At 64.5% G+C, this 20460-nt stretch carries 21 protein-coding genes; 4 read left to right on the top strand and 17 right to left on the bottom strand.

The features are described from left to right. Positions 1–44 precede the first annotated feature (44 nt). The 4 genes from AC6LJY_RS14250 to AC6LJY_RS14235 all read right to left on the bottom strand — a co-directional run bounded on the left by AC6LJY_RS14250 (position 45) and on the right by AC6LJY_RS14235 (position 4533). Positions 45–1511, bottom strand: coding sequence for an MFS transporter (locus tag AC6LJY_RS14250; RefSeq protein WP_498136219.1), 1467 nt, complete (start codon positions 1509–1511; stop codon positions 45–47). Further along, complete coding sequence (glmU, locus tag AC6LJY_RS14245) at positions 1511–2884, bottom strand: bifunctional UDP-N-acetylglucosamine diphosphorylase/glucosamine-1-phosphate N-acetyltransferase GlmU (protein WP_046805302.1); 1374 nt, start codon at positions 2882–2884, stop codon at positions 1511–1513. The genes AC6LJY_RS14250 and glmU overlap by 1 nt, the downstream gene beginning before the upstream one ends. A 66-nt stretch (positions 2885–2950) precedes the next feature. Continuing rightward, complete coding sequence (locus AC6LJY_RS14240; protein WP_498136218.1) at positions 2951–3823, bottom strand: PhaM family polyhydroxyalkanoate granule multifunctional regulatory protein; 873 nt, start codon at positions 3821–3823, stop codon at positions 2951–2953. 38 nt (positions 3824–3861) lie between these two features. Beyond that, complete coding sequence (locus AC6LJY_RS14235; RefSeq protein ID WP_120153459.1) at positions 3862–4533, bottom strand: glycine zipper 2TM domain-containing protein; 672 nt, start codon at positions 4531–4533, stop codon at positions 3862–3864. Positions 4534–4676: 143 nt separating this feature from the next. Here AC6LJY_RS14235 and AC6LJY_RS14230 point away from each other — a divergent pair, with 143 nt between their 5' ends. Beyond that, positions 4677–4904, top strand: a complete 228-nt coding sequence (locus tag AC6LJY_RS14230) for a DUF3717 domain-containing protein (RefSeq protein WP_046805299.1) — start codon at positions 4677–4679, stop codon at positions 4902–4904. 78 nt (positions 4905–4982) lie between these two features. On the opposite strand, the gene AC6LJY_RS14225 is transcribed toward AC6LJY_RS14230, so the two are convergent. Genes AC6LJY_RS14225 through AC6LJY_RS14205 form a run of 5 tightly spaced genes read right to left on the bottom strand, consistent with a single transcriptional unit; the run spans position 4983 to position 9075 of the window. Further along, positions 4983–5597: an SCO family protein gene (locus tag AC6LJY_RS14225; RefSeq protein ID WP_498136217.1), complete on the bottom strand. Its 615-nt coding sequence runs from the start codon at positions 5595–5597 to the stop codon at positions 4983–4985. A 16-nt stretch (positions 5598–5613) separates the two neighbouring features. Further along, positions 5614–6507: a heme o synthase gene (gene cyoE, locus AC6LJY_RS14220; RefSeq protein WP_046805297.1), complete on the bottom strand. Its 894-nt coding sequence runs from the start codon at positions 6505–6507 to the stop codon at positions 5614–5616. 13 nt (positions 6508–6520) lie between these two features. Further along, positions 6521–7555, bottom strand: coding sequence for a COX15/CtaA family protein (locus AC6LJY_RS14215; RefSeq protein WP_104144719.1), 1035 nt, complete (start codon positions 7553–7555; stop codon positions 6521–6523). A 48-nt stretch (positions 7556–7603) separates the two neighbouring features. Continuing rightward, positions 7604–8233 carry an SCO family protein gene (locus AC6LJY_RS14210; RefSeq protein ID WP_185975343.1) on the bottom strand — a complete coding sequence of 210 codons (630 nt, stop codon included), beginning with the start codon at positions 8231–8233 and terminating at the stop codon, positions 7604–7606. Positions 8234–8268: 35 nt separating this feature from the next. Then, a complete protein-coding gene (locus AC6LJY_RS14205) occupies positions 8269–9075 on the bottom strand; it encodes an SURF1 family protein (protein ID WP_498136216.1) in 807 nt (268 codons plus the stop codon). Between the two features lie 36 nt (positions 9076–9111). Between AC6LJY_RS14205 and AC6LJY_RS14200 the strand changes: the two genes are divergently transcribed. Beyond that, complete coding sequence (locus tag AC6LJY_RS14200; RefSeq protein ID WP_006216871.1) at positions 9112–9312, top strand: twin transmembrane helix small protein; 201 nt, start codon at positions 9112–9114, stop codon at positions 9310–9312. Between the two features lie 113 nt (positions 9313–9425). Here AC6LJY_RS14200 and AC6LJY_RS14195 read toward each other — a convergent pair whose 3' ends face one another. The 5 genes from AC6LJY_RS14195 to coxB form a co-directional block, all read right to left on the bottom strand. Continuing rightward, positions 9426–10301 (bottom strand): cytochrome c oxidase subunit 3, encoded by an 876-nt coding sequence (locus AC6LJY_RS14195; protein ID WP_006216870.1) that lies wholly within the window; start codon positions 10299–10301, stop codon positions 9426–9428. Between the two features lie 36 nt (positions 10302–10337). Next, entirely contained in the window at positions 10338–10562 is a 225-nt protein-coding gene (locus tag AC6LJY_RS14190) for a DUF2970 domain-containing protein (protein ID WP_006216869.1), read from the bottom strand. 6 nt (positions 10563–10568) lie between these two features. Next, a complete protein-coding gene (locus tag AC6LJY_RS14185; protein WP_046805294.1) occupies positions 10569–10694 on the bottom strand; it encodes a cytochrome oxidase small assembly protein in 126 nt (41 codons plus the stop codon). 30 nt (positions 10695–10724) lie between these two features. Beyond that, on the bottom strand, positions 10725–12332 hold the full coding sequence (ctaD, locus tag AC6LJY_RS14180) for a cytochrome c oxidase subunit I (protein WP_046805293.1): 1608 nt from the start codon (positions 12330–12332) through the stop codon (positions 10725–10727). A gap of 105 nt (positions 12333–12437) precedes the next feature. Beyond that, positions 12438–13595: a cytochrome c oxidase subunit II gene (coxB, locus tag AC6LJY_RS14175; protein WP_046805292.1), complete on the bottom strand. Its 1158-nt coding sequence runs from the start codon at positions 13593–13595 to the stop codon at positions 12438–12440. 300 nt (positions 13596–13895) lie between these two features. Between coxB and AC6LJY_RS14170 the strand changes: the two genes are divergently transcribed. Then, complete coding sequence (locus AC6LJY_RS14170; RefSeq protein ID WP_046805291.1) at positions 13896–14702, top strand: NUDIX hydrolase; 807 nt, start codon at positions 13896–13898, stop codon at positions 14700–14702. 6 nt (positions 14703–14708) lie between these two features. Here the strand turns inward: AC6LJY_RS14170 and AC6LJY_RS14165 are convergent, their stop codons facing one another. Continuing rightward, positions 14709–17393, bottom strand: coding sequence for a cation:proton antiporter (locus AC6LJY_RS14165; RefSeq protein ID WP_498136215.1), 2685 nt, complete (start codon positions 17391–17393; stop codon positions 14709–14711). Between the two features lie 234 nt (positions 17394–17627). On the opposite strand from AC6LJY_RS14165, the gene AC6LJY_RS14160 reads away from it, so the two are divergent. Continuing rightward, positions 17628–18419: a phosphodiesterase gene (locus AC6LJY_RS14160; protein WP_223264919.1), complete on the top strand. Its 792-nt coding sequence runs from the start codon at positions 17628–17630 to the stop codon at positions 18417–18419. A gap of 310 nt (positions 18420–18729) precedes the next feature. On the opposite strand, the gene rpoH is transcribed toward AC6LJY_RS14160, so the two are convergent. Beyond that, positions 18730–19650: an RNA polymerase sigma factor RpoH gene (rpoH, locus tag AC6LJY_RS14155; protein ID WP_370512728.1), complete on the bottom strand. Its 921-nt coding sequence runs from the start codon at positions 19648–19650 to the stop codon at positions 18730–18732. Positions 19651–19767: 117 nt separating this feature from the next. Next, complete coding sequence (locus AC6LJY_RS14150) at positions 19768–20457, bottom strand: hypothetical protein (protein WP_498136214.1); 690 nt, start codon at positions 20455–20457, stop codon at positions 19768–19770. Positions 20458–20460 lie beyond the last annotated feature (3 nt).

Below are 20460 nucleotides of genomic sequence, written 5' to 3'. Positions count from 1 at the left end.
GCCGCCATTATAGAAGCGGCCGGGACCCAGGGGCGCAACGGCCGCTAGGCACGCAGTTTGTTGAACCGGACCGTATTCACCACCACCGCCAGCGCCGCGCAAATGGTGCCCAGCACCAGCGCCAGCCCGGGGCCATGCGCCAGGCTGACGCTGAACGCGATGGCCACCAGCGCGGTGCCGAAACTTTGGCCGAACACGCGCGTGGTGGCCTGCAAGCCGCCCGCCGCGCCGCTGCGAGAGCGGGGCGCGGCCGACAGCATGGCGCGGTTGTTCGGGGTCTGGAAGAAGCCGAAGCCCACGCCCGCCACGAACATGCCCGCCACGATGGGCCAGTTGGACACCGTGGCCGGCAACAAGGTCAGCCACAGCATGCCGATCACCATCGTCGCCGCCCCCACGCCGCTCAAGGTGGCGGCCGAGTAGCGGTCAGACAGGCGGCCCGCCAGCGGGGCGATGATGGCCGTGCCCACGGGCCAGGCGCCCATCAGCATGCCCACTTCCAGATAGGGCCGGCCCAGCACCTGCTGGAAATAGAACGGCAGCGAGACATACGACGCCATCTGCGCGGCGAACGTGCAGGCGGACGCCCCCACGGCAAAGGCAAGCGGCCGGATGCGCAGCAGGTCCACCGGCACCAGCGGCGCCGGCTGCTTGCGCGCGCGGCGCACCAGCACCAGCCCCGCCACGGTCGCAATGGCCACCAGGCCGATACCGCGCAGCAGATCCTGCCCCATCATGTCGACGCCGGAAATGAAGACGCCCAGCGTCGCCATGCACAGCAAGGCGCTGATCCAGTCCAGCTTCACATCGTTGCGCGGCACTTCGGGCAGGTGGCGCAGGCCGAACATGGCCAGCACGCAGATCGGCAGGTTGACGGCGAAGATCCACGGCCACGGGGCCACCGACAGGATGGCGGACCCGATGGTGGGCCCCAGCACCGACATCACGGCCACCGTGGTGGCGTTGATGCTGATGCCTCGGCCCAGCATGTGCAGCGGATAGATGTTGCGCACGAGGCCACCGAACATGCACATCAGCGTGGCGGCGCCCACGCCCTGGAACACGCGCGCGGCGGTCAGCTGCCACAGCGTGCCGGCCAGCGCACAGCCTAGCGATGCCAGCGTGAACAGGATCAGGCCGAAGGTGAACATGCGGCGAAAGCCGATGCGTTCGGCCAGCGCCGACAGCGGCAGCAGCGCCATCACCACCGCCAGGTTGTAGGCGTTGACGATCCACACGGCCTGCGCCGGGGATGCGTTCAGGTCGACGGAAATCGTGGGCAAGGCCACGTTGGCGATGGTGGTGTCCAGCACCGACAGGCTGATCCCTGTCATGACGGTGGCGGCCGCCCAGTACCGACGCGGCGCCGGCAAGCCGTCGGGCAGCGCGCTTTTGGCGCTGCTGTTTGGGCTGCTGTTTGGGCTGCTGTTGGGGCCGCCGTTGGCGCTGCCGTTGGAAGCGCCCCGGGGGCCGCCCGAGGCGCTGTCCGGGGCAGGGTCGTTCTGCGCCATCACGACTTCTTCGCGGGACGCTGCCAACCCTCAACGGTAAGCTGCTTGGCGCGCGAGACGGTCAGCTTGTCGGCCGGCGCATCGCGGGTAAGCGTGGTGCCGGCGCCCAGCGTGGCGCCACGGCCGACGCGCACCGGGGCCACCAACTGCGTGTCCGAGCCGATGAAGGCGTCGTCTTCGATGACGGTGCGGTGCTTGTTAACGCCGTCGTAATTGCAGGTGATGGTGCCCGCGCCCACGTTGACGCGTTCGCCAATGTCGGCGTCGCCGATGTAGGCCAGGTGGTTGGCCTTGCTGTCGGCGCCCAGCACGCTCTTTTTGATTTCGACGAAGTTGCCCACATGGCTGCGGTCGCCCAATTCAGCGCCCGGACGCAGGCGGGCATACGGACCCACGCGCGCATCGCGGCCCACTTCGGCCTGCTGCAAATGGCTGAACGCTTCAATCTGCGTGCCCGCGCCGACGCTGACGTCGCGCAACACGCAATGCGGGCCGACACGCACGCCGTCCGCCAGCGTGACGTTGCCTTCGAATACGCAGCCCACGTCGATGAACACATCGCGTCCGCAAGACAGCGTGCCGCGCACGTCGAAACGGGCCGGGTCGGCCAGCGTGACGCCGGCTTCAAGCTGGCGGCGGGCCTGTTCGCCCTGCCAGCGGCGTTCCAGTTCGGCCTGCTGCACGCGGCTGTTCACGCCCAGCGTTTCCCAGCCCGCGCCCGGCTGCGCCGCGCCCACGGGCACGCCATCGGCCACGGCCAGGCCCACCACGTCGGTCAGGTAGTACTCGCCTTGCGCATTCTTGTTGTCGATGCGGGTCAGCCAGTCTTTCAGCTTGGCGGTCGGCGCGGTCAGGATGCCGGTGTTCACTTCCTTGATGGCGTGTTCGGCGTCCGACGCATCCTTGTGTTCAACGATGCGGCACACGTTGCCCTTGTCATCGCGCACGATGCGGCCATAGCCGGTGGAATCGTCCAGCACTTCGGTCAAGACGGCGGCGCCCGCGCCGCGCGCATCCAGCAGGCGTTGCAGCGTGTCGGGCTGCACCAGCGGCACGTCGCCGTACAGCACCAGCGTGACATCGTCCTTGCCATTGCCTTCTTGCAGCAGCGGCACCGCCTGCTGCACGGCGTGGCCGGTGCCTTGCTGCGGCTGCTGCAACACGAAGTGCAGATCCGGCTGGCCTTCAAAGTCCTGTTTGACGCGGTCCGCGCCGTGGCCCACCACAACGATGATGCGCGCGGGTTTCAGCTGCCGCGCGCTGTCCAGCACATGGGCCAGCATGGGTTTGCCGGCCAGCGTGTGCAGCACTTTGGGAAGGTTGGACTGCATGCGTTTGCCCAGTCCGGCGGCGAGGATCACTACATTAAGCATAGGTTCAGATAGGTTAAGAGACGGCGCAAACGGCCTTGCGACCGATGCGAGTCGATTGGAAGGAGATCAGGGCTTGCCGTCGGCAGGCCCGGTTTTCTTGGATGCCCGAGGAGCGGTCTTGGCGGCGCTCTTCGAAGCGGACTTGGCCGCGGTCTTGCGGGCGGCGGGCTTGGAAGCCTTGGGCTCGGACTTGGCGGCGGCCTTGTTGTCCTTGGGTTTGGATTGACCGGCGTCGTCACCGGCCGTTGGCGCGGCGGGATTGGTCGGCATGGATGCGGCGGTGGCGGCGGCGATCTGGTTGAACTGCTGCTGCAGCAGATCCCACCAGGCCTTGGAGGCGGACTGGGCGGCGGCGCCCATCTGCTCGGTCATGCCCGGCGCGGCAGATTCGGACGCAGCCGCGTTATTGGGGTTGGCGGCGTTGGTGGCGTCCGCAGCGGCATCGGCGGGCGGCGCATCTTGAGGCTTGTCATCGCGCGCGCTGAACGCAGACGATGATGATGACGCGGACGAACCCGACGATGCCGGCCTGGCGGCGGACTTCGGCGCGGGCTTCAAACCCAGCACCACTTCCAGCGGCGAGGCCGCGCCGCTATCGCGCACGGCGTTCATGTCCATGCTGGCCGCGCTGTCCACAAACGCGCGCAGCGTGCTGATCGTGGAGCGCTGCACTTCCATGCCTTGAATGGTGGAGGACAGCATCGACAAGTTCATGCGCAGCCAGTTCTCCACCGAGCGCAATTCGGCGATACGGCGGTCCAGGTCTTCAAGATTCATGGGAGGCGCCATCGGCAGGCTGCTGGCCAGGCCGCCCGGGCCGGTCAACCCCGCCCAGGCCTGGCGCATCATTTCCATGCTGGCCAGCAAGGGGTTGCCCGACAGATCGGAATTCTGCCCCATGCCAGGAAGGACGAACGGGTTGGTGAATTGGTCGCTCATGCCAGGTCTCCCCAAAGACTAGTGCCGCCGGCCGCGGATCATCCGGGCAGCAGCTGGTTGTTTTCCACGCGCACGTGGTCGCCGGACGCAAAAGCAAACGGCTGCGCGCTGCGAAATTGGCGCGCACTGCCGTCGCTCATGCGGACCGTCAACTCATAGTGCGTCACCGTTTGTTGCTGTCTGATATTACGCTCAACTTCGCGGCCTGCCAAAGCACCGCCGACTGCGCCAAGCACCGTCAGCGCCGTCTTGCCGCTGCCTCCGCCAAATTGATTACCCACTACGCCGCCCACCACGCCGCCACCGATGGTGCCGACCAGGTGATCGCTGTTGTCCTTGACCGGCACCTGCACCTGGCGGATGGTTTCCACCACGCCACAGCTCTGGCAAGCCTGCTGCGCCGGGGCGGGCGCGGGTGCGCGAGGGGCCGACGCAGACGCCGGGCGGGCCTGCTGCGTCGGGGGTGCGGATGGCTGCGCCTGACGCGTAGCCGGTGCCGGGGCGGGCTCTGGCGCGGGCGCCAGGTTGGCGCTCTCGGGGCCGGCTTCGGCCACGGGCGTATCGGCGTGCGGGTTGGCCGAGGGCGAGGGCAACCAGCCCATCACCGCGGCCACGCCCACTGCGCACATGACGATCACGGCGATGGCGGCTGCCGCAACCAGCGGGTGCAAGCCGCTGCGCGGGCTTTGAATTCGGGTGGATGTATTCATGACGATGCTCCATCGTAACTAACCGGCATCGGTATAGCACCCGGGCGCGGTTTCGGCATGTTGCGATGGTGACGCTTCTTTGCAGGCGTTGCAGCGCGTCGCGGCGCGGTGGACAGCCTTGTGCATTCGTGGACAATAGGCGGATGGATTCCATTTCCCTGCCCCAACTCGAACAGGCGATCAATTACTGGCGCAACGTCTCGCCGTCTGTCGGCGACGAATCGCGCCTGTGCCCGGAAGCGGCGGCGCTGGCCACGCCCTATGCCTTGATGATCATTTCGCACCGCCACGACATCGCGGTTGCCGAACTGAATGAAAAAGCCCAGGCGGCGTTGGCCGGCTGGGCTGCTGCGGGCACTACGGCCCGCTGATTTTTCTGCTGATTCTTCGGATCGTCGAACTGATCCCTGCATGGATCCCTGTGCGGATCCTTCCCCGGCACTACACCCTCAGTTCTTGAACAGCGCCTGGATGTCGTGCGTCAGCGCGTCCACGCCCAGGTTGTTATTGGCCAGCACGCGCGATTCGCCCTTGCCATCAATCAGGTAGAACGCGGCGGTGTGATCCATCGTGTAATTGCCGTCCTTGGTGGGGGCCTTGGCGTAGTACGCCTTGAACGATGCCGCCGCCTTCTTGATCTGATCCGGCGTGCCGGTCAGCCCCAAAAAGCGCGGGTCGAATGCCGTCACGTACTGCTTGAGCACTTCCTGCGTGTCCCGCTCCGGGTCCACTGTAATCAGCAGCACTTGCACGCGGTCGGCGTCCGGGCCCAGCTTTTTCATCACCTCGGTCAGCTCTGCCAACGACGTGGGACACACGTCGGGGCACTGCGTGAACCCGAAGAACACCACCACCACCTTGCCGGCAAAGTCGGATAGCTGACGGCTCTTGCCGTTGGTGTCGGTCAGTTCCATGCCACGGCCCAGTTGGGTACCGCTGATGTCGCTGCCCTTGAACTTGGGCGCGGCATCGCCGCAGGCGGCAAGCGCGCCGGCAAGAACCGTCACGGCGGTGGCGGCGGCAAGGCGCAGGCCCAGCCGGCGGCTGGCGGAAAACACGGACATCAACAACCTCCAGGGGTCAGCGCAGCAGGCCGACCCAGTGGTCCACCAGCAGGGCGCCGAACAGCAGCGCCAGGTAGAGAATGGAAAAGCGGAACATGCTGCGCGCCAGTTCGTCGCTATAGGCGCGGTACAACCGCCACGCATAGGACACGAACATGCCGCCCAGCACCAGCGCCGACAGCAGATACAGTGCGCCGCTCATGCGGATGGCGTAGGGCAACAGCGTCGTTGCCACCAGCGCCACGCTATAGAGCAAGATGTGCAGGCGCGTGAACTGGTTGCCGTGCGTGACCGGCAGCATGGGCAGGCCGGCCTTGGCGTAGTCGTGGTTGCGGTACAGCGCCAGCGCCCAGAAATGCGGTGGCGTCCAGATGAAGATGATCAGCACCAGCACCCAGGCTTCGGCCGGAACCGAATCGGCCACCGCTGCCCACCCCAACGCGGGCGGCATCGCGCCCGACAGGCCACCGATCACGATGTTCTGCGGCGTACGCGGCTTGAGGATGACGGTATAGATAACGGCGTAGCCCACAAAGGTGGCGAACGTCAGCCACATGGTCAGCGGGTTCACCAGCGTGTACAGCACGAACATGCCCGCGCCGCCCAGCAAGCCGGACAAGCTCAATACCTGGAAGGCTGAAATGGTGCCACGCGCGGTGGCGCGTCGCGCGGTGCGCAGCATGCGCGCGTCGACTTCCTGTTCGATCAGGCAATTGATGGCGAAGGCGGCCGCGGCAAGCAGCCAGATGCCGATGGTGCCGAACAGCACGCGGCGCATATCGGGTACGCCCGGCACGGCGAGAAACATGCCGATGACCGCGCAAAACACCGCCAACTGCGTAACGCGCGGCTTGGTGAGGACGAGGTATTGGCGGAACAATCCGGGTTGAGGAGCGGCAAGACTGGTCATAGTGGACCCTATTTTAAACGCGCACCGAATTGGGGCCATAGCCCCCTGCCGGCACGCTTCCCGCCGTGGACAAGCGCACCATCAGCACCACGGCGGCCAAGGTCAAACCGGCCGCGCCCCCATTGTGCAACACCGCGATCAGCAAGGGCCACTGGAAAAAGATGGTCGTCAGGCCGGTGAACAGCTGGGCGCCCAACAGCGCCAACATCAGCGTGGCCGGGCCGCGCAGGCCCGGTTCGGCCCGCAACCGCCATGCCAGCGTGCCCAGGTACAGGAACACGACGAAGGCAAAATTGCGGTGCACCCAATGAATCGCGGTCAGCGCGGGTTGCGAGATCATTTCCCCTGAGGGCAATTCACCCAGGCCACGGATCACGGAATAGCCGCCATGAAAATCCATGTCCGGCACCCACTGCCCGTGGCACATGGGAAAGTCCATGCAGGCCAGCGCCGCGTAGTTGGTGCTGACCCAGCCGCCCAGCGTCACCTGCACCAGCAGCAGGCCGAAGCCCGCCGCCACCCACGGCTTCCAGCGCTTGGCCGCTGCGGCGATCGCCAGATGCGGGCGTTCACGCGCCGACAACCAGGTCATCAGCGCCAGCACCGACAAGCCAAACACCAGATGGGCCGTCACCACGGCGGGCATCAGCTTGTGCGTGACGGTCCACGCGCCGAACGCGCCCTGCACGCAAACGGCCACCAGGGTGGTCACGGCCAGCGCGGGCGACCGGCCCAGTTCACGGCGATAGCGCCACGCCATGTAGACGATGCCGATGATGAGCATGCCCAGGATGGATCCGACGTAGCGGTGGATCATTTCGATCCAGGCCTTGGACATGGTCACCGGGCCGAACGGCATGGCTTGTGACGCCTGGTGGATGTCGCCCTGTGCGCCCAGCGGCGTCACGCTGCCGTAGCAGCCGGGCCAGTCGGGGCAACCCAGGCCGGAATCCGTCAGGCGCACGAACGCGCCGAACATGATGAGGTCCAGCGTCAGGAACCAGGTAAAGAAAACGAGCTTGCGATAACGCGCTTTGATGCGTTCCATGTCAACCAGGAAAAAAAGAAAATGCCCGCGCCCCTCGGGGGAAATCCGTCAACCGATGCGCGAGTTATAGACGAGCTTGCTGATGTCCTTGCGCACTTTGACGCCATCGGCATCGGCAGGGTACTGCATCATCAGGTTGCCCAGCGGGTCGATTACCCACATGGGGTCCTGCAACGGCGGCTGTCCGGCTGCGCTATCGCGGGCCAGCAGATAGCGCGCAAGCTGGTCCGGGTTCACGCGCAGCATGACTGTGCCTTGATAGGCTTCCAGCACCTTTTCGGGCACGGGGGCATCGTCGGTGATGAACCAGACGCGCGCCAGGCGGTCCACGTTCTTGCCCTGACTGGCATGCGTGTTGCGCGTGATGTAGAGCTTGCGCGCGCAGCTTTCGGGGCAGGCGGCGCCGTCGGCGGCCACCAGCAGCCATTTGCCCTTGAGGCTTTGCAGGTCGAAGGGCTTGCCGTCCAGGGTGGTCAGCTTCAAGTCGGCGGCGGCGGGCATGGGCCGCTGGGGCGATACCAGCGTGCCGTAGTTGCTGGAATCCGATGGCCACCACTGCGGGTTCATGTAGACGACGAAGGCGGCCACGATGGGCGCCAGCGAACACAGGAACACCAGCACCATGGGCATCAACGAGCGCTTGCGCGCGGGCGGACGGGATGAAATGTCGCGAGCCACTTTATATCCTGGAAAAGTCTTTCATTGATGCGCGCTCAAGGCGTTGGACCTTGTCCCGCGCGCTGGCGCATGCGCTTGATGGCGCCCCCCAGCACCACCAGCCATGCGATGGCGGCAATCGAAGCAAATGCAAACCACTGCACGGCGTAAGACGTGTTTTTTTGAAAGTCCACCGGCGGCTGCGGCCAGTCGCGCACCAGGCCGTCGGCACTGTTCTGGCCGGGCTGGCCGGTCTGGGTAAGCACTACCGGCAGCAGGTGCAGCCCCGTGGCGCGGGCATAGGCATCCAGCGGCAAGTTCTGGACCTGCGGCAACGTGCCGCCCGCGATGGGCCACGTGGCGGGCAGGGCGGATTGGTCCTGCCCGCCCAGCGACCACAATTCGAACATGCGCGGCACGCGTTCGGCCATTTCACCGGTGATGGTCTGCGGGCCTGGCGGCGTGGCGGGCAGCGCGGGTTCGCCCTGGCCCGGCATGACGCGGGGCAACCAGCCGCGCAGCACCAGCACGGCCTGGCGCGACGAGGCATCCAGCAACAGCGGCGTGGCCAGCCAGTAGCCCGGCCGCCCTTCGTGGTTGCGATTGTCCAGCAGTACACTGAATTGCGGCAGCCACGCGCCCGTAGCCTGCGCCACGCGCCACGGCGTCAGGTCATCGGACGGGGTAGCGGGCGTCAGCATCACCGGCGCTTGCTTGCGGCCCGCTTCGATAGCGGCCAGAATGGCGCGTCGCTCATCGCTGCGACGCAACTGCCACTGCCCGAGCGACGCCAGAATCACCACGGCAACGCCAAGCAGAATCAGGGCGGCTATGGTGTTGCGGGTTGAATGCGGTCGGGCCATGTATCGTTGCTAACTCTGTTTTGTCCGGAGACCACCATGCGCGTTTTCGTCGTACTGGCCTTCATCGGAATTCTGGCCAGTCTGGCATCCGCCCTGGTCTATCTGATGCGGGACAAAGGGTCCACCAGCCGCACCGTCAATGCGCTGACCGTGCGCATCGGGCTATCGGTTGCCCTGTTTCTGTTTGTGCTGTTCGCCCACCACATGGGCTGGATCGAGAGCACGGGCCTGCGCTGACGCGCCGGCCCCGGCGTGCGGCAAGCCTGAAAAGGAATCGGGCGCCGCGCGTTAATCGACAGGCTTATCGCCCTGGAGTTCCCGCGCGGCGCCCAACTTGCGGCGCCGCCAGCCTAGAACCAGTACACAAACAGGTACAGGCCCAGCCACACCACGTCCACAAAGTGCCAGTACCACGCGGCGCCTTCAAAGCCGAAGTGATGATCGGCGGTGAAGTGCCCGCGCATCAAGCGCACCAGGATCACCGTCAGCATGGTGGCGCCCAGGATCACGTGGAAGCCGTGGAAACCGGTCAGCATGTAGAACAGCGAACCGTACGCGCCCGAATTGAATTTCAGGTTCAGTTCGGTGTAGGCGTGATGGTATTCGGCGGCCTGACAGGCCACGAAGATAAAGCCCAGGATGACCGTGGCGGCCAGCCAGAACATCGTCTTGCCACGATGGTTTTCGCGCAGCGCGTGGTGCGCGATGGTCAGCGTGACGCCCGAGGAAAGCAGCAGCGCGGTGTTGATCGTGGGCAGCCAGAACGGGCCTACCGTCTGGAACTCTTCGACTACGCCGGCCGGCCCGAAGTTGGGCCATGCGGCCTTGAAGTCGGGCCACAGCATCAGGCGGTGATCGATGTCGCCCAGCCACGGCGTGGTGATGGTGCGGGTGTACCAGAGCGCACCGAAGAACGCCGCGAAGAACATCACTTCCGAGAAAATGAACCAGCTCATGCCCCAGCGGTACGAACCGTCGATGCGCTTGCTGTTCAGGCCGGCTTCGGATTCCTGGATGGCGTCGCCAAACCAGTAATACAGCACCACGATCAAACCGATAAAGCCCGCCAGCACGGACCATTTTGCCCAGCTGACCCCGTTGATCCAGCCCGCGGCGCCCAGCCCCATGAACAGCAGCGCCACCGCCGTACGCACGGGATGCCCCGAGTCGGCGGGCACAAAGTAGTACGGTGCCTCTTTACCTTGAACCGAGTGGCTTGCACTCATGGCTTTCTCCCTGGTACAGATTTAGATTTAAGTGATTCAAGTCAGGCTGGAAACGGCCCAACGCACAATTAATACCAGCACAGTCACGAAGATTGCCGCCGCCAGCAGCCCAGCCAGAATCACGTGCACCGGGTTCAGCTTGGCGCTGTCTTCCCGGTAGCCCGCGCCCTTGCGTACGCCAAAGAACCCCCACGCCACCGCCTTCATCGTCTGAAGGAAACTGAGCTTGCGGCGTGAGGTTTCGTGCAGGTCGTCGCTCATGGGGGCCTAACCGACCGCGTTGCCCGTCAGCAGCGCCGAACCGCGAAACACGGTCCAGCCGAACACGGCAATGACGAAGGCCACGAGGACCCATCCTGCAATCTTGTTACGGCGGCGCTGCTCGGGAGTCATTGCTGTGCTACCTGGATCGTGGAAGACGGTTTACTTCACTTCGGGCGGGGTTTCGAAGGTGTGGAACGGGGCGGGCGAAGGCACCGTCCATTCCAGCCCTTCGGCGCCTTCCCACGGCTTGGCGGCCGCCGGTTCACCCTTGCCCATGTAGCAACGAATGATCGCCCACAGGAAGATCAGCTGCGACAGGCCGAACCAGAACGCGCCGATGGTGGCCATCTGGTGGAAGGTCGTGAATTGCGCGGCGTAGTCGGCGTAGCGACGCGGCATGCCGGCCAGCCCCAGGAAGTGCATGGGGAAGAAAGTCACGTTGAAGGAAATCAGCGTGGACCAGAAGTGCAGCTTGCCCAGCTTTTCGCTGTACATGCGGCCCGTCCACTTCGGCACCCAGTAGTAAGCGCCCGCGAACAGCGCGAACAGCGATCCGGCCACCAGCACGTAGTGGAAGTGCGCCACCACGTAATAGGTGTCGTGCACCTGGATGTCGATGGGGGCCACCGACAGGATCAGGCCGGTGAAGCCGCCCATGGTGAACACGAAGATGAAGCCGATGGAGAACAGCATCGGCGTTTCGAACGTCATGGAGCCGCGCCACATGGTGGCGACCCAGTTGAACACCTTCACCCCGGTGGGGATGGAGATGAGCATGGTGGCGTACATGAAGTAAAGCTGGCCGGTGACCGGCATGCCCGTCGTGAACATGTGGTGGGCCCACACGATGAACGACAGCACGGCAATGGACGCGGTGGCGTACACCATCGAGGCGTAGCCGAACAGCTTCTTGCGGGCGAACGCGGGCACGATGGCCGACACGATCCCGAACGCCGGCAAGATCATGATGTAGACCTCGGGGTGCCCGAAGAACCAGAACACGTGCTGGTACAGAACCGGGTCGCCACCGGCGGCGGCGTTAAAGAAGCCCGTGCCGAAGTGGCGGTCGGTCAGCACCATGGTGATGGCGGCGGCCAGCACCGGCATCACGGCCAGCAGCAGGAACGCGGTGATCAGCCAGGTCCAGCAGAACAGCGGCATCTTCATCAGCGTGAGGCCGGGCGCGCGCATGTTCAGGATGGTCACGATGATGTTGATCGCGCCCATGATCGAGGACGCGCCCATCAAGTGCATCGCAAAAATGCCCAGGTCCATGCCCGGACCCATCTGCAACGACAGCGGTGCGTACAGCGTCCAGCCGGCGGCGGTGGCGCCACCCGGCACGAAGAACGAGGCCGTCAGCATGATGGCTGCCACCGGCAGCAACCAGAAGCTGAAGTTGTTCATCCGTGCGAACGCCATGTCGGATGCGCCGATCTGCATCGGGATCATCCAGTTCGCAAAGCCCACGAAAGCCGGCATGATGGCGCCGAACACCATGATGATGCCGTGCATGGTGGTGAACTGGTTGAACAGTTCGGGGCGGAAGAATTGCAGGCCCGGCTCGAACAATTCGGTACGCAGCAGCAAGGCTAGCGTGCCGCCTTCCAGCAACATGGCAAACGAGAAGATGAGATACATCGTCCCGATGTCTTTATGGTTCGTGGCGAAAAGCCAGCGACGCCAACCCGAAGGCATGGCGTGGTGGTGGTCATCGTGACCGTGGCCGTGGCCCGGCGACACGTGGTCTACAGTGACGCTGCTCATGATGGACTCCTTCCTGCTGAGTGCCGGCCCCGATCCACGGGACCGGCAGGGTATCTCTAACTAAACGGAACCGGTTCTATCGGTGTAGGGCGCAGGGCTGCGCGATCAACGCGCGGCCGCAACGTCCTTCGGTAGAACCGTCGGGTCCTGCCCCTTGCCTGCATTGCTCCAGGCATGGCGTGTATAGCTGATGACCGCTGCGATCTCGACATCATTGAGCTGCCCGCCAAATGCCGCCATCGCGGTGCCGGGCTTGCCCTTGAGCACGGTGTTGATCTGGCCCGCCTTGGGGCCTAGAACAACCTTGTCTCCGTCGAGTGCCGGGAAGCTGCCCGGGATGCCCTTGCCGTTGGCCTGGTGACAGGCCACGCAATTCGCGGCGAAGACTTTTTCGCCACGGGCAACCAGTTCGGTTTCCGTCCACTCTTTATTAGGATCGTCGGCGTTTGCCGCCATTTTCTTCTTTTGGTCTTCAACCCACTTATCGTAGTCCGCTTGCGCCAGGACTTCGACAACGATGGGCATGAAGGCGTGGTCCTTGCCGCACAGTTCGGCGCACTGGCCCCGGTAGATGCCCGGGGTATCGGCACGGAACCAGGCGTCGCGCAGGAAGCCGGGGATGGCGTCCTGCTTGACGCCGAAGTCGGGAATCATCCACGAGTGGATCACGTCGGCCGCGGTCAGCACGACCCGGACCTTTTTGTCCACCGGCACCACCATGTGGTTGTCCACTTCCATCAGATAGAACTCGCCCTTGGGCTCGCGGTTCTCGATCTGCGCGCGGGGGGTGGACAATGTGGACAGGAACTTGACGCCGGCGGCAGGGCCGTCGAGGTACTCGTAGCCCCATTTCCATTGATAGCCGGTGACCTTGATGGTGAGGTCGGCGCTTGAGGTGTCCTTCATGGCCACGACCGTCTTGGTCGCCGGCAGCGCCATGGCGATGACGATGATGAAGGGGATGACCGTCCAGGCCACTTCCACGCCCAGATGCTCGTGGAAAGTCGCCGCCTTGTGCCCGCGAGATTTGCGGTGCGCCCAGATGGAATAGAACATCACCCCGAACACACCGATGAAGATCACGATACAGATCGTGAGCAGCATCCAATGCAGCCACATGATGTCGCGTGATATTGCGGTCACGCCTTCATGCAGGTTCAGCTGATTGACCTTCGGGCCGCCGGGCATGTCTTGCACCTGAGCACCGGCCACGCTGCCAATCAGCATCGCACAAGCCCCCAGTATCCCTCTCCACTTCTTCATGCTTACCTCGAAACACGGCGCGAGGGCCCTTGTCGCCTAGTGGCACGAGTGTCACTTCAACAGGACTACGCGCAATTATTAGATGGCAGGGTTAAGCAGGGAGATAGAGCGGCCCCCGCGTTCCCACTCGAAATCACAAAGAAACTGGCGGATTATAGCGGACACGCAAATAGATGTAAGACAAGGCTCTTGAATAAAAGGGGCCTGCCCCCATCTGCGCTCGCCCCGCGTTCGACCCTTGACGCGCGCCGCAAACCGTGTGGCATAAAATCGTCGCCACCCTCATCACAACACGCCAAGATGCCCAAGCAGTTGTCCGATCTGTATGCCGACCTGTGCGCCCGCGCGCAGCAACCCGCCCCCGACGGCGCGCACGTTTTATATGTGGCGGGCCGGCGCTGCGGCTGGGCCACGCATGCGGCGTGCGACGCCCTGCGCGACGCCCCCGGCATCGTCTGCGACGAGGCCGCGCTGCACATCGGCGCGCACCTGAAACCGGGCGCGGAGTTGAACGCCGTGCTGGAAAACACCGCGCAACTGTTGCGCCAAGCCAACTGCTTGCGCGGCTGGCGCGATGAACTGCTGGACGTGATGGACGGCAACGAACCCGTCGGCGTGATCGAACGGGCGGCGGTGCGCCCGCTGGGCCTGCTGACGCACGCGGTGCACCTTAGTGCCTGGACGCCGGACGGCCGCATGTGGGTGGCACGACGCGCGTTAAGCAAGTCCACCGATCCCGGTATGTGGGACACCCTGGTCGGCGGGCTGGCCGGTAGCGGCGAAGACCTGGAGCTGGCGCTGGTGCGCGAATGCGGCGAGGAAGCCGGGCTGGACCCGCACCATCTGGCCAGGCGCACGCCGCTACGCACCATCCTGCGCATTCACCGCCGGTTGCCCGAGGGCTATCAGGTGGAGGACGTGCTGACCAGCACCTGCGTGCTGGCCGCCGATGCCCGCCCCGCCAACCGGGACGGCGAAGTGATGGAGATCGCCACGCTGGATGTGGCCACCGTGCTGCGCCAGATCGAAGAAGGCGAGTTCACGCTGGAGGCGGCGCTGGTGATTGTCGAAGACATCATGCAACGCCGCGCCGCCGGCCAGATCTGACCTGACTTAGCGGGACGCGGCCCCGGGGGCATCGGCCGCGGGCTCGGCGGGCAGGCGCATGCCGGCTTGGCCGGTCTGGTCGGCCGGGTCGTCCTGGCGGGATTCGCGCCCGGCGCCGGCCGCCTCGGCCGCTTCTGCCGCCTGCGCCGGGCTGGGCGCCGAAGCGGGCGCGGGCGAAGGCGTGGCCGCCGCCTGGGACGCCTGCGAGAACTGCTTCCACACCTCGATGGCGCGCAGCCGCTGCTTGGCCACCACCTGGATTCGCTCGCGCAGATGCTCATCGCGCGCCAACAGGGCGTGGAAGTCGCGCGATGTCAGCATCAGCAGCTTGCTGTAGCCCAGCGATGTGACTTCCGGCGTGATCTGCTGTTCGCCCAGCAGCCCAAGTTCGCCAAAGAACTCGCCGCTGCCCAGTTCGATCATGGTGTTGTCGGGCAGGTGCACCGCCACGGCGCCCGACGCCACGAAGCACATTTCCTCGCCGTGCCGGCCCTTGGTCAGCACCCGCTGGTCAGGCAGCGCCAGACGCGGCTTGAGCAACTTGCTGATGGCACGCAGCGAATCCGGCGACAGGCCCTCGAACAGCGGCACGCGCTTGATGAGTTCGGCCGCGCTCATTTCAATATCCAGCGGCGGGTGCGTGTCGATGTGCGCCCAGCGGCTTTTCAACTGCGCCATCAGATCCGCGTAGACCTCGCCGCTGATCAGGAACTGCTCAAGCATGTCGCGGTAGCGGATGCGTTCAAGTTCGCGCGCGACGCGGCCCAGATAGCTTTCCTGCAACCATTGCGCGTACGACGGATATTGCAGGTTCAATGCCTGCAGGGCGCTTTCGACCAGGTCCAGGCGGCGCTGGTGCAGCACCACGATGCGCTGGGTGGCGTCTTCGCCCAACAGGGGCGTGATCTGTTCGCGGGCAAACACGATCAGCCGCTGCGCCACCGAACGCTTGCTCATCAAGTTGGCAAACCGTTGGCCCAGTTCACGTGCCAACCAGCCCTGGAAGCCGAACAGATAGTGCATCCGCAAGGCCAGTCGGAAGCCGGTGGAATAGCGCACGTCCTGCACGATAGCGCGCTCGAAGCCGGGCACACCGCCCAGCCGGATGGCGTCTTCCAGCCGCTCGGCCCGTGCCAGCAGCGTTTCCGCCATGCGCCAATCCACGATCTGCGCTTTCAGAATGTCGAAGAACATTTCCTCTTCGCGCTGCGCCACGATGGCCAGGCCCACGGCGACGCGCTGCTCGTCGCTCATCTGGCTGACCTGACCGTCGTGCACGCTGGTCAGGCTGGCGTCGAACACGGCGCGGATGCGGTCGCGCACTTCCGTGCCGATGTGCTCGGTCTTGGCGACTTCTTCCGTCTTGCCTTGCAGGTCTTCCAGGGCCACTGCCAGCGCCTGGTTGCGGATGGTGCGTTCCACGGACGACAGCTGGTTCAGCCCCAGCATGCGTATCAGCGGCCGCAGGCTGATGCCGTTGATGAACAGCGTCAGCAGCACATAACTGGTAGTGGCCACCGCGATGAACTGGCGCGCCTCTTCCGCCACGCCGGTCTGCTCGGTCACGGCCAGGGCCAGCGCCAGCGACACGGCGCCGCGCAGCCCGCCCCACAACATCACCACTTTGTAGGGGTTGCTGACCTTGGTGCCCAGCCGCGTCAGCCCCAGCAGCGGCAACAGGCCGAACACGACAATGGCGCGCGCCACCAGGGTGGCGACGAACACCACGGCCACCAGCACCAGTTCCTGCCAATCGGCGGCCGCCATCAGCTTGGGGATGAGCATGGCCGCGAACAGGAAAATCAGCGAGTTTGCCCAGAAGCCGAACTGTTCCCAGGCGCTGGACAGGTATTCGAAGGTGGTGGGCGACATGCGCGTGCGGCCGGTGGAACCCACGACCAACCCCGCGATCACGGTCGCGACCACGCCCGAGACGTTCAGATAGTGTTCCGAAATGAAGAAGGACAGATAGGCCAGCGTCAGCGTCAACGTGATTTCGGCCGTGGGAAAGCCGCGCAACCAGGCAAACAGGAAGCAGGCCAGCCGCCCCATCGCAAAGCCGGCGATGCCGCCCCCGATGAAGTGCACGATGAAGTCGTTGAAGATGCCGCTGACGGTGAGCTCACCGTGACCGCCTAGAACGGCCAGCAGCACGGAATACAGGGCGATGGACGCGGCATCGTTGAACAGGCTTTCGCCTTCGACCAGCGTCGTCAAGCGCTTGGGCGCGCCCACCTCGCGGAAAATACCGACCACGGCAACCGGGTCGGTCGTGGCCACGATGGCGCCAAGCAGCAGGCATACCACCAGGCCGTAGGACGAGATCGCGTCCAGGGTCACGCCCACCACCACGGTACAAACCACGACGGCCACAATGGCCATCATCAGAATGGGCCCGATGTCGTCCATCAACCGGCGCACGTTCATGGACAGCGCGGTTTCGAACAGGAGCACCGGCAGGAACACCATCAGGAAGGTTTCGGACGATATCTCGAAGCGTTCCAGCGAATCCAGGAAGTCGGCGATCCAGCTGGGCGCCCAGCCGTGCACATGGATCACAATCCCCAGCAAGCAACCGACGATAGCCAACAGCACCGAGTAGGGCAGCTTGAGGCGGCCCGCCAACGGCGGCATGAAGCAAACCAGAGTGAGCAGTCCGGCTAGGCCGAACACAAGAAAACCTACATCCATGAATAGCGCCGAGTCGCGAACGGTGAAAAGTTTCACAAGAATAGCGGCATTTTCGGCGGACGCCGGGCAGGAAACCGTAGGTATCGTAGAGAATGCACGTTTCGTTACCCGGCTTGCGAAGGCAGAAACGCGTCGCGCCATGTTTTTTGGGTAATGTTCAAACGTGCAAAACCCCGACAGGAGCGGCACTTGCCACGCGTCCATTCTTTGGCCCGGCGTCACGACGCGCCCGCCATGCTTGTCCAATTGACCGACAGCCATTTGTTCGGCGAGCCCGATACATCGATGCTGGGCGTCAATACCGACGCGAGCCTGCGCGCCGTGCTGCGGCAGATCGACGCCGACGGCAAGCGCCCCGACCTGTTGCTGGCCACGGGCGACCTGTCCCAGGACGGCGAGGCGGCAGCCTATCGGCGGTTTGCGGCAATTCTGGGCCAGGCAAGCGTGCTGGCCGGCGCGCAGATCCGTTGCCTGCCGGGCAATCACGACCAGCCCGCCGTGATGCGGCAGGAACTGGCGCATTGGTCTACGCCGGTCACCGACGTAGGCGCCTGGCGCGTGGTCACGCTGGACACCACCGTGCCCGGCTCCAATGCCGGGCATCTGCCGGACAGCCAGCTGGACATGCTGGAAGCCGCGCTTGCCGAGGCGCCCGGCCGTCATACCTTGATCGCCATGCATCACAACCCGATGCAGATGGACAGCCACTGGCACGACTCGATGATGATCGACAACCCGCAGGTGCTATTCAAGCGCCTGACCCGCTGGCCGCAGGCGCGCGTGCTGTTGTGGGGCCACGTGCATCACGAATTCGATCGTCGCCGCCACAACCTTCGCATGCTGGCCACGCCGTCGACCTGCTTTCAATTCAGCATCCGCGATGGCAAGCACGTGGTGGACAACCTGGCGCCGGGTTATCGCTGGATCAAGCTTTATCAGGATGGGTCGATGGCCACCGGCGTGCGTCGCGTGCAGGACGCGCTGTGGCATACGGCGCTTGCAGCGGACAACGCGCAGGCCGCATAAAAATCGGGGCACCAGATATACGAATATATGTGGTGCCCCGCAAGCATCCGTCTCATAGGGGAGGGGAAAGAGGAGAAGCCGAGACGGATGGCAAGACTGCTAACCAAAGTTCGCGGTCTACATGAAGTTAGTCGGCGCACTCTTTATTAAGTTTCTGAAGATCCCGAAATTCGCCGGCTAATTTGTATCAAGTTATTTATTAGTCCAGACGCCAGGCGACATCGTGGCGGCATCGGCGGAAGCATCGGTGCCAGCGCTGCAAAAAGCAAAGGGCCGCGCAAGCGGCCCTTCGTATGCAGCACCCGACGGATCAGGCGGCCAGGTTGCCGCGCATCTTCTTCAGCGCGGCGGCTTCGATCTGGCGAATGCGTTCGGCGGATACGCCGAACTCTTGTGCCAGTTCGTGCAGCGTGGCGCCGCCGTCGTCTTGCAGCCAGCGGGCTTCGACGATGCGGCGCGAGCGGGCGTCCAGCGCCTCAAGTGCGCTGTTCAGCCCGGTGCTTTGCAGTTCGTCGCGCGCCGCGCGTTCCAGCACCCGCGTGGGTTCCTGGCGGCCATCGTCGGACAGGTAGGCGATGGGCGCGTAGCTGTCGTCATCGTCGTCCTGGTTTTCCAGCGACATTTCGCGGCCCGACAGGCGCACTTCCATTTCGCTGACGTCTTCGCGGCGCACGTTCAATTCGCGCGCGATGTGGTCGACCTGATCGGGGTCCAGCGTCTGGCCATCGGGACGCATGCTGCGCAGGTTGAAGAACAGCTTGCGCTGCGCCTTGGTCGTGGCGACCTTGACCAAGCGCCAGTTGCGGATGATGTATTCGTGGATTTCGGCCTTGATCCAGTGCACGGCGAACGACACCAGCCGCACACCGCGCTCGGGGTCGAAACGCTTAACGGCCTTCATCAGGCCAACGTTGCCTTCCTGGATCAGGTCGGCATGCGGCAAACCGTAGCCCAGGTATTGACGCGCCACTGACACCACCAGGCGCAGGTGCGACAGAATCAGTTCACGCGCAGCGCCCAGGTCTTCCTGGTCGCGCAGGCGACGGCCCAGCTCGGTTTCACGCTCGGCCGACAAAACCGGCAAGCGGTTGACCGAAGAAATATAAGCGTCGATCGTGCCAAGTGCGCCCGGATTGGCAATGGCCAACGCCAGAGCGTTGCCGGAAGCGGCCAACGAGGTACTGGGTTGTTTCATAGCGGGGGTCTCCGGAAAGCGAAGGGGTAACGACATGGATTCGATGTTAGCACTCTAGTAAAGGGAGTGCTAATTCGACTATTGCGACGCATCAAAGTTTCCATTCTATGATCCGACCCTGTTTTTCGCAAAAGCAGGGCGGCCGGGAGGGTGCTACCAGCCCAGGCGTTTCAAGCCCTCGGCGGTGGCCTCGCCGTCCGGGCGGATGAACAAGGCGCCGCGCGGGTCCATGAACACCTGGTACTTCGCGCCGTCGAACAGGGGCATGTATGCGCCGCTTCCGAATTGGACATCCACAAACGGGAACCAGTTCGGAAAATTTTTCTTCAGCGACCCTAAATCAGGCGCGGGCCAGTCGTCCAAGGCGTGGACGGAGCGCGTGGCCGAAGCCTCGCGGGCCGCGTCGCTATACCTGCCCGACAGGCGTTCCAGGCGATACAGCGGCGGCACGCCCGCCATCAACGCCGGCAGACGCCAGCGCACGACGCGGGCATCGATCTGCCACTGATCTCCATATAGAACGTACTGCTTGGGGCCCACGCCCGGCGCGTCGGTGGTGACTTGGAACTGCCCCTCGGCCTGCTGCCGGACTTCAACGCGGGCCACGGATTCGTCAGCGGTCAGCCTGAAAAACTGCACCAGCGACAGGGCCAGCAGCCCGGACACACAACCCAGCAGCACCAGCATCAGGCCGAACAGCCGGCGCACCGGCCGGAACTGGAAGATCCTGCGGCCGCGCTCGTCGCGGGGTCCGCCCCGTCCGAGCAGCATGACAAGGCCGGGCAGCAGGACGACGATGGCGCCTAGCAAAATCCAGACAAAAGGGGCGAGGCCGTTGATCAAATG

Source organism: Achromobacter sp. RT286_PF (genome assembly GCF_059760425.1).
The sequence above is the reverse complement of the archived record's forward strand: the minus strand, read 5'-3'. Positions and strand labels throughout refer to the sequence as shown.

Coding starts and splice junctions, on each gene's coding strand:
- coxB (WP_046805292.1), bottom strand. CDS start 13,595: ATGAAGAAGTGGAGAGGGATACTGGGGGCTTGTGCGATGCTGATTGGC.
- AC6LJY_RS14235 (WP_120153459.1), bottom strand. CDS start 4,533: ATGAATACATCCACCCGAATTCAAAGCCCGCGCAGCGGCTTGCACCCG.
- AC6LJY_RS14190 (WP_006216869.1), bottom strand. CDS start 10,562: ATGAGCGACGACCTGCACGAAACCTCACGCCGCAAGCTCAGTTTCCTT.
- AC6LJY_RS14205 (WP_498136216.1), bottom strand. CDS start 9,075: ATGGCCCGACCGCATTCAACCCGCAACACCATAGCCGCCCTGATTCTG.
- AC6LJY_RS14230 (WP_046805299.1), top strand. CDS start 4,677: ATGGATTCCATTTCCCTGCCCCAACTCGAACAGGCGATCAATTACTGG.
- AC6LJY_RS14195 (WP_006216870.1), bottom strand. CDS start 10,301: ATGAGTGCAAGCCACTCGGTTCAAGGTAAAGAGGCACCGTACTACTTT.
- AC6LJY_RS14215 (WP_104144719.1), bottom strand. CDS start 7,555: ATGGAACGCATCAAAGCGCGTTATCGCAAGCTCGTTTTCTTTACCTGG.
- ctaD (WP_046805293.1), bottom strand. CDS start 12,332: ATGAGCAGCGTCACTGTAGACCACGTGTCGCCGGGCCACGGCCACGGT.
- rpoH (WP_370512728.1), bottom strand. CDS start 19,650: ATGTCGTTACCCCTTCGCTTTCCGGAGACCCCCGCTATGAAACAACCC.
- AC6LJY_RS14165 (WP_498136215.1), bottom strand. CDS start 17,393: ATGGATGTAGGTTTTCTTGTGTTCGGCCTAGCCGGACTGCTCACTCTG.
- AC6LJY_RS14185 (WP_046805294.1), bottom strand. CDS start 10,694: ATGACTCCCGAGCAGCGCCGCCGTAACAAGATTGCAGGATGGGTCCTC.
- AC6LJY_RS14250 (WP_498136219.1), bottom strand. CDS start 1,511: ATGGCGCAGAACGACCCTGCCCCGGACAGCGCCTCGGGCGGCCCCCGG.
- AC6LJY_RS14240 (WP_498136218.1), bottom strand. CDS start 3,823: ATGAGCGACCAATTCACCAACCCGTTCGTCCTTCCTGGCATGGGGCAG.
- AC6LJY_RS14160 (WP_223264919.1), top strand. CDS start 17,628: ATGCTTGTCCAATTGACCGACAGCCATTTGTTCGGCGAGCCCGATACA.
- glmU (WP_046805302.1), bottom strand. CDS start 2,884: ATGCTTAATGTAGTGATCCTCGCCGCCGGACTGGGCAAACGCATGCAG.
- AC6LJY_RS14225 (WP_498136217.1), bottom strand. CDS start 5,597: ATGTCCGTGTTTTCCGCCAGCCGCCGGCTGGGCCTGCGCCTTGCCGCC.
- AC6LJY_RS14170 (WP_046805291.1), top strand. CDS start 13,896: ATGCCCAAGCAGTTGTCCGATCTGTATGCCGACCTGTGCGCCCGCGCG.
- AC6LJY_RS14200 (WP_006216871.1), top strand. CDS start 9,112: ATGCGCGTTTTCGTCGTACTGGCCTTCATCGGAATTCTGGCCAGTCTG.
- cyoE (WP_046805297.1), bottom strand. CDS start 6,507: ATGACCAGTCTTGCCGCTCCTCAACCCGGATTGTTCCGCCAATACCTC.